This window comes from Bradyrhizobium sp. SZCCHNS1022 (genome assembly GCF_032484835.1).
In the GTDB taxonomy this organism is placed as follows: Bacteria; Pseudomonadota; Alphaproteobacteria; order Rhizobiales; family Xanthobacteraceae; genus Bradyrhizobium.
This window is the reverse complement of the sequence record NZ_JAUETT010000007.1, coordinates 165,193-178,800: the sequence shown is the minus strand read 5'-3', so window position 1 is coordinate 178,800 and position 13,608 is coordinate 165,193. Positions and strand designations below refer to the sequence as shown.

10 protein-coding genes are annotated in these 13,608 nt (G+C 57.7%); 6 read left to right on the top strand and 4 right to left on the bottom strand.

Annotated features, from left to right (window positions below; genetic code table 11):
- Nucleotides 1-364 precede the first annotated feature (364 nt).
- From QX071_RS31140 to QX071_RS31120, 5 genes are all read left to right on the top strand, one after another.
- Complete coding sequence (locus tag QX071_RS31140; protein WP_315703038.1) at nucleotides 365-1,753, top strand: cytochrome ubiquinol oxidase subunit I; 1,389 nt, start codon at nucleotides 365-367, stop codon at nucleotides 1,751-1,753.
- Nucleotides 1,750-2,757 (top strand): cytochrome d ubiquinol oxidase subunit II, encoded by a 1,008-nt coding sequence (locus tag QX071_RS31135; RefSeq protein ID WP_315703037.1) that lies wholly within the window; start codon nucleotides 1,750-1,752, stop codon nucleotides 2,755-2,757. The genes QX071_RS31140 and QX071_RS31135 overlap by 4 nt, the downstream gene beginning before the upstream one ends.
- 161 nt (nucleotides 2,758-2,918) lie before the next feature.
- Nucleotides 2,919-3,230 carry a UBP-type zinc finger domain-containing protein gene (locus QX071_RS31130; protein WP_315703036.1) on the top strand — a complete coding sequence of 104 codons (312 nt, stop codon included), beginning with the start codon at nucleotides 2,919-2,921 and terminating at the stop codon, nucleotides 3,228-3,230.
- A gap of 186 nt (nucleotides 3,231-3,416) precedes the next feature.
- Nucleotides 3,417-4,271: a VOC family protein gene (locus QX071_RS31125; RefSeq protein WP_315703035.1), complete on the top strand. Its 855-nt coding sequence runs from the start codon at nucleotides 3,417-3,419 to the stop codon at nucleotides 4,269-4,271.
- 34 nt (nucleotides 4,272-4,305) lie between these two features.
- Nucleotides 4,306-4,974: a putative quinol monooxygenase gene (locus QX071_RS31120; RefSeq protein WP_315703034.1), complete on the top strand. Its 669-nt coding sequence runs from the start codon at nucleotides 4,306-4,308 to the stop codon at nucleotides 4,972-4,974.
- Between the two features lie 204 nt (nucleotides 4,975-5,178).
- Here QX071_RS31120 and QX071_RS31115 read toward each other — a convergent pair whose 3' ends face one another.
- Together QX071_RS31115 and QX071_RS31110 are read right to left on the bottom strand one after the other, a co-directional pair.
- A complete protein-coding gene (locus tag QX071_RS31115; protein WP_315703033.1) occupies nucleotides 5,179-6,075 on the bottom strand; it encodes a hypothetical protein in 897 nt (298 codons plus the stop codon).
- A gap of 179 nt (nucleotides 6,076-6,254) precedes the next feature.
- Entirely contained in the window at nucleotides 6,255-7,781 is a 1,527-nt protein-coding gene (locus tag QX071_RS31110; RefSeq protein ID WP_315703032.1) for an ATP-binding protein, read from the bottom strand.
- A gap of 145 nt (nucleotides 7,782-7,926) precedes the next feature.
- On the opposite strand from QX071_RS31110, the gene QX071_RS31105 reads away from it, so the two are divergent.
- A complete protein-coding gene (locus QX071_RS31105; RefSeq protein WP_315703030.1) occupies nucleotides 7,927-8,154 on the top strand; it encodes a hypothetical protein in 228 nt (75 codons plus the stop codon).
- 303 nt (nucleotides 8,155-8,457) lie between these two features.
- Here QX071_RS31105 and QX071_RS31100 read toward each other — a convergent pair whose 3' ends face one another.
- Both QX071_RS31100 and QX071_RS31095 read right to left on the bottom strand, forming a co-directional pair.
- Nucleotides 8,458-9,780: an MFS transporter gene (locus tag QX071_RS31100; RefSeq protein ID WP_315703029.1), complete on the bottom strand. Its 1,323-nt coding sequence runs from the start codon at nucleotides 9,778-9,780 to the stop codon at nucleotides 8,458-8,460.
- Between the two features lie 80 nt (nucleotides 9,781-9,860).
- Nucleotides 9,861-12,983, bottom strand: coding sequence for a winged helix-turn-helix domain-containing protein (locus tag QX071_RS31095; RefSeq protein ID WP_409997799.1), 3,123 nt, complete (start codon nucleotides 12,981-12,983; stop codon nucleotides 9,861-9,863).
- Nucleotides 12,984-13,608 lie beyond the last annotated feature (625 nt).

The following is a 13,608-nucleotide window of genomic DNA, read 5'->3' as shown; positions in this document are numbered from 1 at the left end:
AGGCTGGTCGGAATAAAGCCAGTTTAAAGATGTAAAAGCTCGTAACGTGGATGCATCGCTCGCATCGTGACTGCCTCTTGCGGACGTTGCGAGTGATTTCCCATCTTACGGTCTCGAGACTTCACCGTGGGGTAACGATGAACGTCATGGCGCCACGTTCTCCAAAGCCATATTCGAGCGTTTCTCCGGCACTTTGACTCTAACCGTTCGACGTCGCGTGCCTTGATCAATAGCATCGACACCTTTCCACTTGGGTCGTAATAATCAGAAAGCGATGGCCTTTTGGATCTTTTACATCCTTTAACTTTCGGTTGGTGTCGCCGTCGCGCATGGTGCCCCCATCTCCTTATTGGATGGTGCGTCGATGGATCCCGTTCTGTTATCACGGCTACAGTTCGCGTTCACGATCGGTTACCACATTTTGTGGCCCGCGTTTTCCATCGGAGTCGCATGGTTCATCGTCGCCTTGAACGCATTGTGGCTAAGAACCGGAAAGCCCGTGTATAACGAACTCCAGATCTTCTGGACGAAAGTGTTCGCTCTCGCCTTCGGAATGGGTGTGGTCACCGGTGTGGTCATTTCGTACGAAATTGGATTGAACTGGTCCCGCTATGCGCGGGTCACTGCCGACGTCATCAGTCCGCTTTTGACGCTCGAAGTCCTAACCGCGTTCTTCTTGGAGGCCGGCTTTATTGGAATCATGCTGTTTGGCGAGCAGCGCGTAGGGAAACGGCTTCATTTCGTGGCGTCCGTGATTGTGGCGACCGGCACGGTGATCTCGGCGTTCTGGATTATTGCGGCGAACTCCTGGATGCAGACGCCGGTGGATTTCACGGCGGCCGCCGATGGCCGGTTCATCGCCACGGATTTCTGGGGTGTCGTTTTCAATCCTTCGATGCCCTACCGGCTCGCGCACATGCTGCTGGCCAGTTTCATCACCGGGATCTTTGTTGTTGTCGGCGTGTCCGCGTTCTGGCTCTTGCGCGGCAGACGCGAAGACCAAGCCCCTGCGCTCACCGCGTTCTCGCTCAGCCTTTGGCTTGCCGCGGTTCTGCTGCCGCTGCAGATGATCGTGGGCGATCAACACGGCCTCAACACGCGTAAATACCAGCCGATGAAACTTGCTGCGATCGAAGCGCGGTGGGAGACGGCCAAGGGAGTACCACTCACGGCCATTGCCTGGCCCGACGAAAAGGCGGAGCGCAACGATTACGCGATCGAAATCCCGCTGTTGGGGAGCATCGTTCTCACGCACTCGCTCGACGGCGAGGTCAAGGGTCTCAAGGAAGTTCCGGCACGTGAGCGTCCCCCCGTCCTTCCCGTGTTTCTCGCCTTTCGAATCATGGTTGGGTGCGGAATGGTGCTGCTCGGCCTCGCGCTCCTATCTCTTTATCTTCGCTGGCGTCAGGAGCTGTTCAGCTCACGCTGGTATCTCTACGCGTGTTTGGCCGGCACGCCGCTAGGCTTTGTCGCAACGCTCGCGGGCTGGACCGTCACGGAAGTCGGACGCCAACCGTATGTCATCTACGGCCAACTGCGAACCGCCGATGCGGTCTCCCCCATCGCCGGCGGGGCCGTTTTCGGATCGCTGACCGTCGCTTTGATTCTCTACAATCTCCTGCTGCTCGGCTTCTTCTACTATAGCGGCCGGCTTGTCTGGCGAGGGTTCGGGATCGAGACACCAACAACTCCTATTGGCCGGCCTTCGGGAGGCGTCCACGTCGCCATCGCAGCAAGGAGTGCAGTAAAGTGAGCCTTCTGGATAGTCTCGATCTGACGGTCGTCTTCGCCGTGTCCGCGGCCTTCGTCATAGCACTCTATGTCGTGCTAGATGGCTTCGACCTTGGTGTCGGAATCCTGCTGCCGTTCACAGCGCACCCGGCCAACCGCGACGTCATGATCCAGACGTTGGCACCAAACTGGGACGGCAACGAAACCTGGCTCGTGTTAGGCGCGATGGTCCTGTGGACCGCTTTTCCCGGCGCGTTCACCATTCTCATCCCGGCGTACTATGTGCCCCTCGCCCTGATGCTGCTTGGTCTCGTCTTGCGCGGAATCTCTTTCGAATTCCGGGCGCAGGGAGGTTCGCTGAGGATCATATGGACGACGACTTTCGCCGGCGGCTCTGCGCTCGCGGCCTTTTGCCAGGGCGCTGTCCTTGGATCATTTGTCGCCGGGAAAATTCGAGTCACCGATGGCCACTTTGCCGGAGGCCCATTTGATTGGATTACGCCATTTTCCGTCGCGACCGGCTTCGGGCTCATGGCGGGCTATGGGTTGCTCGGAGCATGCTGGCTGATATGGAAAACCGAAGGAATGACGCAAAAGTCCAGTCGTGGATCTGCCCTCGTAACGCTTTTCATTACGGGAGCCGCAATAGCATTGGTTAGCCTATGGACACCATTGAGCGTACCCCAAATCGCTGATCGCTGGTTTACGCCTTCACATATGTTGGCGCTGGCGCCGCTTCCTCTCATTGCTGCGGCCGCCTGGCTCGGGACCCTGCGGTCATTATCGGGGCCGCATGATTGGGCGCCATTCCTTTGCGCGATCCTGTTGTTCCTTGCCTCGCTAGGCGGGCTCGGTGCGAGTGTCTGGCCTTACGCCATTCCGGGGGTCCTGAGCATTTGGGACGCAGCATCCGAACATCGGACCCAGGTGATCTCGTTTCTCGCATTCGCTTCAGTTGTACCAATCATACTGGCCTACGTTGGCTTCAGCTATTGGACGTTTCGAGGAAAAGTTGGCGCCTCGTGACTCAATGAATCTCCTTCCTGTTGCAGAAAAATAGCCGGAGAGGCCCTCCCTCACTCACCGAGATTTGCAGGCTTTTACCTGTTAGCCGACGCGATACTTGCTAAGCTGACTTAGGTCTTTGCTCGCGCACCAATCGCGAGTTTTCCGCGTGGAGGAGACTGATGTCGCGTTCCTGCTCTCATCAAGAATTCGTCAGGACTGTTACGCCGAGTGCGCGGGGCTGCGAGGAATGCTTGAAGACCGCAAGCTGGTGGGTCCACCTGCGCATTTGTCGCTCATGCGGACACGTCGGTTGTTGCGACCAATCCCCCGGCAAGCATGCCACCAAGCATTCTCAGACCAGCGGATATCCATTGATCGAAGACTACGACCCGCCGGAAGGCTGGGGCTGGTGCTATGTTGACGAGACATTCACCGCCCTCGATCATCCCACGCCGCAGGTCGGCCTAATACCGCGCTTCGTGGGTGACTAATCTTTCGCAAATCACCATCGACGTCATCGCGACAAGCGACGACGCAATCCAAGGATTGTTAGTTTCTTTGGATCGTTTCTGCTTCGCTAACGAGACTTAACCGCATTTTGCTTCACTTAATGTGCATCAGAGCACCCTGGCTCGTAGTCTTCGCGGCGTCTTGCTATTCAGAAAGGAGAAGCGGTCATGAGCGAAACGTCAAATACAGGCGTGGAAGCGATCAGTAACGAGCGTCGCGACGTCATCCGCGCCGCCGGAGCTGCAACACTCACGGGGTTTGCCTCGTCCCTTCTCGTTTCAGCTGCTCCGGCAGAAGCGCAACCAACTAGCACTGATCGCGATAATGGTCCTCTGGGCGCGCGGCTGCAGGGAGCCCAGCACTTCGGGCTGACGGTTCAGAATATGGACCGCGCCTTTGAGTTCTACACCGAGGTTCTCGGCGGAAATGAAGTCATGCGCGATGGCGACTTCCACGGTGGGCCGATCCATTACACACTTATGACCGATCAGGCGATCATTGCGCGAGATCTGAAAGTCGACCCCCGCACAATCGGTGTGCCTGATTTGAAAGGCGGCACGCAACGGTTGGATGTCCGCTTTGTCCAATTCGATAACTTCGTGATCGAGCTCCTGCAGTATCGCGGAGCCGAACAGCCCATGGGAAATGGCGACAGTTGGGCGGAGCCGCGCGATCATATGAGCCCGGCTTATCCCCGATCTATGCACATATGCTTCCACATCCGGGATGATGTGAATTTTGCGAAGTTCATCAGTGATCTCGAGGCTGAATGCGCCCGCCGCGGCATGTCTCAGGTAAAGGCAAACCGTGTGGTTGCCGTGGACACGGAAGAGCAGCGCAAGGCCGCGCCAATGAGCGCCAATGCCAACAAGATTACGCAAGGCAAGTCGAATGGTTGGTCGCTGATTTACTGCAAGGGACCTGAGGGAGAGCAGCTCGAGTTCGTCCAGGCGCTCGACCCCGTGAAGCAGACGTTCCAACAGGCAGTCGAACGGCGTCGCCGCCCCCAAAGTGCCGGTTGAGAGCCCGATTGTGTTAATAGGTGGGAGTTCAAAGATGCCACAGCTTATCGACGCACGTTCTTTTGGCCTGCTGTTGTCGGCTATTGCGATGACTTGCGCGCCGTCGCACGGGCAGGACGGCCCAGGAGCTGGGTATAGCCATGTTCCTGACAACGCTTTCTCGGTCGTCGCCGAGATCCGGGCCAAACCCGGAAAAGAGGGCGAACTACGCGATGCAACGCTGCCGTTGATCAAGGTCGTTCGGAGCGATCCGAAAACAATCGTGTACTTCCTGCAAGAAGATCGGGAGGCGAATGGCCACTTCATCTTCTATGAAGTCTTCGCCAACGAAACGGATTTTGAGGAGCACAACGCCAAGCCGTATGTAAAGGCCTGGTTTGCTAAGTTGCCGGAGCTTGCGGAAGGTGGCGTTCACGCGATGAAGATGAAAATCCTCACCACCCCAAAGATTGATGTTGCGGCTTCAAGCCTGGCAGCTTTGCCGACAATACGTAGGCCACTCATTCTTCGGGTATGGATTTGCCACACCGGACCTAATTGCCGGTCCTGTCGAACGCTTGTCGCAGTCGATTCAGGAATTGAGCATCTATCTGCAATGCGGAAAAGCTCACTGCATGCGCCCAGCGACTTTCCCCCGGCTCCATCGCAAAACTGCTCCTTTGGCCAACCGGCCCGCCGTAGCGATCCGACCGCAAATTTGTAGAAGCTCTTGGAAGGAGATTGGTCACGCTTCCGACAGAGCTGTCCAACTCGATACGATCGGAGCTGCTAGAATTGGCGCGATTGACCGCATCAACAGATACTGCGACACCGATCAATCGTATGGCTTGATCAAATCGAGTATACGTGTCCGGGCATGCCACTCCCGTGAATCTTTGTAAAGCAGATGATGCGCATTTGGAAGCGGCTAGGCATGCTTCAGTAGGCTCAAAAACTGAGCATCCAGCTGGGGACTAAAGAAGCATACGGCATCGGCCCAGCGACCTTCCACCAAATCCATTGCGAACTGGAGGCTTTGCCGTCCACTGGTAACGAAAATGCCGGGATATGCGCGACGCAAAGCTTTCGCGGGTGGCGCGGATTTCAGGACCCGGGTGTCAAAGCCCTCGCTCAGCTCGAGGTGAACATAAGCGATCTCCTGATCACGCAGAGAGCTCAGGACGTCGTCATAAACTTTGCAGCGCCCACCTTCGAAGCCACGCGGAAAGGGAGATAGCCGGATGCCGAGGCGATCTCGGCTAAAGGCCTGGGTCAGCGCCTCGACCAGTTCCAGCACAAAATTGAGCCTTTGGACAATAGCCCCACCGTAACGGTCTGTTCGCAAGTTCGTGGAAGGCATTAAGAAGAGGTCAGTTATGCTCCCAAAAGAGCTATCCAGCTCGATGCCGTCAAAGCCGCTTGATTTGGCGCGATGGGCAGCATCGACGTAGTCAGCGATGATTTTATCGATCTCGTGTTGAGTCAGAGCAAGAATGCCATTCGGTCGGTGGGGAATTTGCAATGCAATATCACCGCGGAGGCGTGCAACTGACGATTGACGCGCCAATTTCGCGTTGTTCGTCGTGGTACGCCAGATCGACTTGATACGGTCCTCATCACTGATTAGCTGCGAGGTTCGTTCAGGCCAAATCAAAGCCCCTGGATCGTGAATAATGAGACCACCCGACAGCAGGCAATCGGAAGGCAGAGCCAATTGATCCGCGGGCGCGTTAAGCGGGTCGGCAACCAGCGGCCACTCCAGGACAAGGCGATGCTGAAGATCGAAAGCACCGATATTGAGCGGTGTCAGGAGCTTGTTGCTCATCCAGGTGCCGAGCCTTCCTGCTCAGACGTGACGCGCCGATAGCGCGCGCTTGACGATTTCATCAATTCCTTTTTTGAACAAAGGCTCCCCTTTCCTTGTCATCTAGGACTTTGCGCGCAACGCGAGCGAGAGCTCCTTTCTGCGATCGAGCGGCACAGTCCGTGCACCTGGTCACTTCATCAGCGTGAAGATCGACCTAGCGCATTGATACTTCTGGGGAGATCACGGTCTGAGCATCGCGATGAATGACCTATGTCCATCAAGTAGGCTCTCGTAGTGTCCAGGAGACGAAACATCGGCCCCTTATTCATCATCTCGACCGTAAGAAGCGATTTGTCGTAAAGACCGTAGAACGTCTCTGATGGGCAAGCACACCCACCATCCAAACAGCTTGCGATGGCGCGTTCCGCGGTGAATGGACCACTGAGGGTCGCAAGGTGAGATAGCACGATCTGCTCCTCCCTGGAGAGGAGGCCATAGCTCCAATCGAAAGCAGCCGCCAAGGTGCGATGCCTGGGCAACGCGGTTCGGCGGCCACGTGTAAGGATAGCAAAGCAGTTGTTGAGGTGCCCAGCGATCTTGCGAAGTCCCAGGTCTGCCACCCGGGCGGCCGCAAATTCCAGCGCGAGCGGAATCCCATCCAACCGCCGACATATCTCTGCCATTGTCGGCAGATCTTGGCTATGGGGCTCGAAACGCATTGAGGATTGAACTCTGTCCACAAAGAGAGTGAGCGCCGAGAAGTCCGCCACGTCCTTCTCTTCAATCACGACTTTCTCGGCCGGGAAGGTAAGCGACGGCAAGCGATGGGTCCATTCGCCCGTGGCTCGGAGAGCTTCGCGACTTGTTACAATCAATTTTAGATTGTTACATTGACCTAACATCGCCTCTACGAGCATCGCAACTGGCTCGACAATGTGCTCGCAGGTATCGAGTATCAAGAGAGCTTCGCGAAATCGGAGATGTTCGCACACTGCATCGAGGGCATCGTTACAGGACGCGAGCTGCAGAGCCTCGGCAATGACTCGAGCTGCTCCGGTGCTGTTGGTGACATGCGATAAATCAACGAAGCTGATCAGGCCGCGGAAATTCGCAGCGTAGCGTTTTGCGGTTGCGATTGCGACTGTCGTCTTGCCGATCCCCCCCGGCCCGGTAATCGTTACCAGGCGACGCTTATCGAGGATTGCTTCGATGGTTTGAATGGCATCATCTCGACCCACGGTCAGGTTCGGCAATATCGGAAGCACGAAATGCCGCTGGGCCCTGGGACCCTCTAGTTCGACGACACTGGGACGATGGCGCACAGGTAAAACGAAGCAATATCCACGCAACGGTATGGTATCTATTGCGCGTTTCGCTCCGTCACATTGCGACAGCAATTTCCTGACGATGCCCATCTGCACGCGGATATTGGCCTCTTCCACTGTGATGTTGGGCCAAACAATCCGCTTCAGATCGCCCAAGCTCACGACGTCTCCTGCCCGCGAAATCAGCAGGATCAACAGATCTAGCGCCCGCCCACCAATTTCGACGCGCTCACTGCCGACCAGTAATGCCCGCTGCTTGGGATACAATCGAAAGCTCGCGAATTCGTAGCATTCTTCCGACACCGGCGCGGTGCCAAACAAGCCAGAAAGGGAACTGCACCGCTGCGGAGCCAGGCAGGGGCTCTCCAAGAGCTCAGACTGTTCGCTGAAAAGGGTCATCCACCACCTCGCGCCATTCCAAGCCTTACACTTCGCACAGCTAGCCAGGCACATTGGGCCCAAAGCCGGCACCGTTGCGCAACTGCCGAACGCGATCGTACGGATCCAGCCCCGGCTCTCCGGCACCGACGATAATGATGGGCAGATGATCGACAGCCGTGGCGCGGTGCGAGTACCTTCCGTCCACGATGAAATCCGTGCCGTCCATAAGCGTCCCGGTGCCAACGCAAACGTCTTCACCAGAACGGTATATTCGCTGCGGTGGGATGTCCTTAAGTCATCCAAAAAAATCTATAAGTTTCCTTTGGCAGCGTCGGTGACGGGCAAGCTTTCGTGGCTTGCAGCGGCGGCGGGAAGTGAAGAGGCGAAGTAAGACATAGTGGCTGACCCAATCGCAGAAAGCGTCGGGGGCTGGTGCCTCAGCTGTTCAGCAGCAATGTGCCGCACCTTCGTCGCGACAACGTCGAGGCGGGTTACTGCCGCGCAACAGATCGGACTGCAGCCTCGCGAAGATTGTTGTAGATCAGGCAACCCGGGCAGATCGGTGAGCGAACGAGGCCCACTAGGAGCGGGTGTGATTGCTCACGATGCATGTCGGCGTCGGGTCCAGGTGCGGACGTAAGAATGAAGGACTCTTCGCAAGAGTAGGCGCATGCTTCCGCCCGAGCGGCTCTCTTCAACTCGCATGCGCCTTGAGATGGGCCGCTGTGGCTTCAATCCCATCGTCGCCTCGTCCGCGAGGCAAACGGACCGTCAGCATTACCAGCCCAGCCAATAGAAACGAGGCAGCGAGCGCTACAGCTGTCGCGACAAACTGGCCTCCGCTCATATCCAACAAGACGCCGCCGAGGCGCGGTCCAAGGAAGCCTCCGAGATTGCCCACGGCATTGATGAGGCCAGCTGCGGCGCCTGCCGCCGAAGCTGGCAGTGCCCGCGACGCAGCCGCCCAGAAAGGCCCCTCGTATGAAAGGGCACCGCCTATCGCGAGGCAAATGAAAAAGACCGACAGCGCGACAAAAGACTGGCCGATGAGCACCGAAGCGACAAGGCTAACGGCAGCGACCACAAGCGAGATCAGCACGTGGCGTTGGTAGCGCCGATTCCGGTCGGCCAACGAGCCGTTCACCCACATAAAAACGATTGCCGTGCAGTAGGGCAGAGCTGCGATCAGTCCCACAGCGCCGAAACCGGCTTCCGTCAGTGCCTTTAGCAAAGACGGCAGCCACATATTCAGGCCATAGAACCCGACCTGGATCAGAAAGGACACCACGACCAATTGCCACACGACGCGATCGGTGAAGATACGACGAATCGGCAAGGTTTTCGGCTCGCTGAAGGCTTCCGCCAAAAGCGACTCTTCGATGTAATCGCGCTCGGCTTGCGAGCACCACGCTGCATCGCGCGGAGTATCCGCAATCGCCAGCCACCAAACCGGCGTCGCAATGATGAAGGGAAGAACACCCTCGATCAGCAGCATCGTGCGCCAGTCGGTCGAACCGACGATGAAGCCGGAAAGAGGCTGCGTTATTATCGAAGCGATCGCCAGGTTCGTCATCCAAAAACCGTAGGCCCGTGCTCGTTCGGACACCGGGAACCAATTATTGATGAGCACCAAGATGGCCGGCCAAACACCGCCCTCCGCAATACCGAGCACAAAGCGGGCGAGCACCAACTCATTGAAGCTCCGGGAAAGACCGCACCAGATTGCCGCGGCTCCCCACAGAAGAATCATAACCCCAACTGATTTTTTGGCGCTCCAGCGGGTGGCGAGCCATCCGCCGGGAATCTGAAACAGCGTGTAGCCGATAAAGAAAATGCCGCCGGCGAAACCTTGATCCGCATTGCTGACGTGGAATTCCTGGCCGATGCCGGCGAAGGCATAGCTGATGTTCGTGCGGTCCATGAACGAGATGATGTAGACCACCATCGACGCCGGGATCAGTCGCTTCCACCGCGTGGCGCCGATGGTCGCCCCGGTTGCCGCCTCGAACCCCTCCATGCCATTCTCCTCAATATCTCCGACCATCAATGGTCATATGGCGTTTGTTGGTAGTCGCGATGAACCCGCGATCGTTCTCATCACAGGCGACTCTCGATCCGTCGCAAAACCGAGTTGGCCCGCACCAGAACCGGCGCCCAGAGACCCTCAGTAAAGCGCTGGTAAATCGGCGCGAGCAGCGTGTATGCCTCCCCCTGGCGATCCTGCTTTTGCCATCGTTCTACCAAGTTCAGGGCCGCGCATAGTTCCCAATACAGTGCTTGCTCCTGGCGCGAGAGATCTATTGCGCGCATGAAAATCTGTTCCGCGGCTGGATCGTCCGGATCACGGTCAGCCGCGAGTCTGCCCTGAATGCACTGCAGCTCCGGCACGTATTCCATGTAGCCCCTCTCCTCCGCCGAGAGCAGCTCCGCCTCGATCTCCGCAAGACCTTCATCGGCGCTTCCGGCAGCCGCGAGCGCCTCAGCATAGTAGCCACGAAAGGGCGTGATGAACGACCGATAGCCGGTTGCCTCGAATTGGGCGAGCCCAGAGCGGAGCGCCGCCGCACCGGCAACGGGGTCACCTCGCAGGAAGAGGATGCGCCCCTTCGCGCAAAGCGCAACGGCCCGAAAGGTAGGAAGACCGTAGCGATCAACTTGCTCCTGCATAATCCCGATATGACGCTCCGATTTTTCAAGAGCGCCGACTTCAGGGAGTAGCAGGCCAGCTGGCCTTGCGAGCGCCAGGCATAGAGCAACGGGCTGCCCAAGCTGTTCGGCTTCTTCGATAGATCGCTCAGCCGCCGTAATTGCCGCATCGATCAAGCCGCGCGCGAACAGACACGGCGACAGATGTCCCAAGGCTGCGGCCCGAGCATTGATTCCAAGCGAAGGCGAGGCTCGATGAGGCCGAGCCTCTGAATGCTCGCGAAAGGCACGCTCAAGAAGGCGGGATGCTTCAACATACTCGGCCCGATACACCAGCGACATGCCAGACATCAGGTTGGCCATGCGTGCTGCCGCCCCGTCGTTTTCGCTCTTTGCCAGTTCGGCATAGCGTTGGCTGTATTGCAGCGCTCTCCGCAGATCCAGTGAGCGCAAACTGATCTGCCAGAGGCTGTGCAACGCGCGCTTCTGGTGCTCGATGTTGCTGAGAGCTTCGGCGAGCGACAGCACTCGCGTCAGATTCGTATATGTCGCCGAAGTCATGCCCTCGGCGAACATCAACGACTGGCCAAGACCACTGCGCAAGACCATCTCTTGATCGTCATTGCCGGCGCGGCCTAGATCGGCTAACGCTTTGGTGGTCCAGTTCCTGCACTCGCCGAGCAGCGACTCAGCCAGCCAAAAGGGCACGGAGGCGACCGCTAGGGCGATGCCGAGCGTCGAGTCACCGAATGGGGAGAACGCCCAGGTAAGCGCCGCACGCAGATTGTCGAGTTCACGATTGTACTGGGATGTGTCCTCGCTGCTGGTTTCCCGATCGGCATTAAAGCTGGCAAAAAGGTCGCGGAAGTATTCCGCGTGGCAGCGCGATATCGCGTGAAGTTCACCACTACTGGAGAGTTTTTCCATCGCATAAGCGCGCACCGTCTCCAGCAGGCGCCAGCGATCGTCAGGCGAGCTGCGATCGAAGGAGACAATGGACTTCTCGACGAGGCTTGAGATGCGATCCGCAACTTCCGTTGAGGAATAGTCGCCCATCACGGCGCAAGCCGCCTCAACGGTGAACCCTCCGGGAAACACGGCCAATCGATGGAGCAGCACCCGCTCGACGTCGGGGAGGAGATCGTAGCTCCAATCGAAGACAGCGCGCAAGGTCCGATGACGCGGCAAAGCCGTCCTTCGCCCGGTCGTCAGGAGCGCAAAGCGATTTTCGAGGCCGCCGGCAACCCGAGAGAGTCCTAGCGAGGTCGAACGAGCAGCGGCGAACTCGATCGCCAAGGGCAATCCATCAAGATGGCGGCAGATGCTCGCAATAGAGCGTAGGCTCGGCTCATCGCGCAGGCCAGCCATGTGCGGCGCTTCCGTCAGACTCAAAAACATCTGGACTGCGCTGTTGCTTATTATTTCGTCCGGCAGACTGAATTCATGTTGAGGAACCTCGAGCGGCGGGACGCGGTACACTCGTTCGCCATTGATCTTCAAGGTCTCGCGGCTGGTAGCAACAATGACGGCATTTGGCGCGAGGCGAACGATAGCTTCTGCGAGTTGTGCGGCGGCCCCGACGAGATGCTCGCAATTATCCAAGACGACGAGGACGCGATCGTGACCGATGACCCGGGCCACTCCCTCCGCCGACATCGGCCGACCGTTAGCCTGCAGGCCGATGGCCTCTCCCACCGCAGCGGGCAACAGGCTCGGGTCGGCAAGAGAGGCCAATTCGACGAGCCAAACACCGGCATCAAATCGAGACAGCAGACCGCGCGCCAACTCAATCGCAAGCACGGTTTTCCCAATGCCACCCGGACCGGTGAGAGTGACAATCCGATAGGCAGAGCAAGCCTCTTGCAGGAACCCGAAAGAAGCGGCACGTCCGATAAGTGCGTTCGCAGCTGCGGGCAAGTTCGTTGAATCAGTGCTGCGCGTTAAGGAAGGCGGCGCCGGCGGCACTTTGCTGGTTTGCACGGTCCACGCGCCAACCAAGCGGAATCCAAGCCCGGAAATCGTTTTGAGCATGGCGCGGTGCGGACCGAGCGCCTTGCGGATCGCAGATATGTGAACATCGATCGCGGTTTCTCCGACGATCAAACCTGACCATACGAATTGTAGCAGATCTCGCCTGGTGACAACTTCGTTTGCTGCCTGGACCAATACGGCCAATATGTCGAAGGCTCGGCCGCCGATTGGCACGGCGACGCCGCGAACACGCACCTGGCGCAGCGAGAGATCTATTTCGCACTCATCACATCGATAGATAGGTTGGCGGACCGCAGCGCCGCCTTGCATGTTGGTCCTGTGAGGCTCCGCTGAATTCAGATTGAGGGTCAATGGCGCTGACTGCGTTGAGTGGGCTGTTGGCAGCACGCTCCAGTCGCCAAGCAGTCGATAGCCCTGACCAGATATGGTTCTCAGCAACGCCCCATTCATTCCCAAGGCCTTGCGGATCGCGGAGATTTGGACCTGAAGAGCTGTGTCGCTAACGACAACATCGGCCCAAACGCGCGACATCAGCTCCGATTTCGTTACCGCGGCTCCGGAGGCTTCGACCAGCGTCTGCAAGACTGCGAACGCGCGACCGCTTATCGGAATCGCGGATCCGTTTACTCGCAGCTCACGACTTTGGACGTCTAGTTCCAGACGATCCGGCCTGCCGCTGCCCACCGGTCCATGACTTTCTGATACGTCCACAGCCAAGAACTCCGAGCTTCTTCGAATTGATGGCCACTACTCTCGGCAGAGGGCAAATCGTACTGTCCCATCTTTTTGCCGCCCACGCGCAATTCACTAGAACTGGCCCTCAAAACCTTTCTTCCGTAGAAGTTCGATCGTCTCATCAAGCGAGGCAGTACTTCGCTGGCCACCAGCCAGCGGCCGAGCGCAAAGCTATCTCAAAGGGCATCATTCCACCACCCATATACCAAGGCCAGCAAACGCTCGATGTCCCAATGGGGTGAAGGTAGAAATGTTAGTTTGGCAAGGCAAAGTCTGATTCTGACTCAACATCACGCGCCGGATTTGTTGATCACAATGCTTCGACTTATCAGCCACTTAGCAAGCTCGGTGGAGGCAGGCTTATACGAAGCGTTGCGGCCTTGATCGGATAGCTCGTTAGTGGACAAATACGCCACTTCGCTACCCGGGGACTTTCATTTTCGCACGTTTTCTTTGCGGTGAGCGGCGGCAC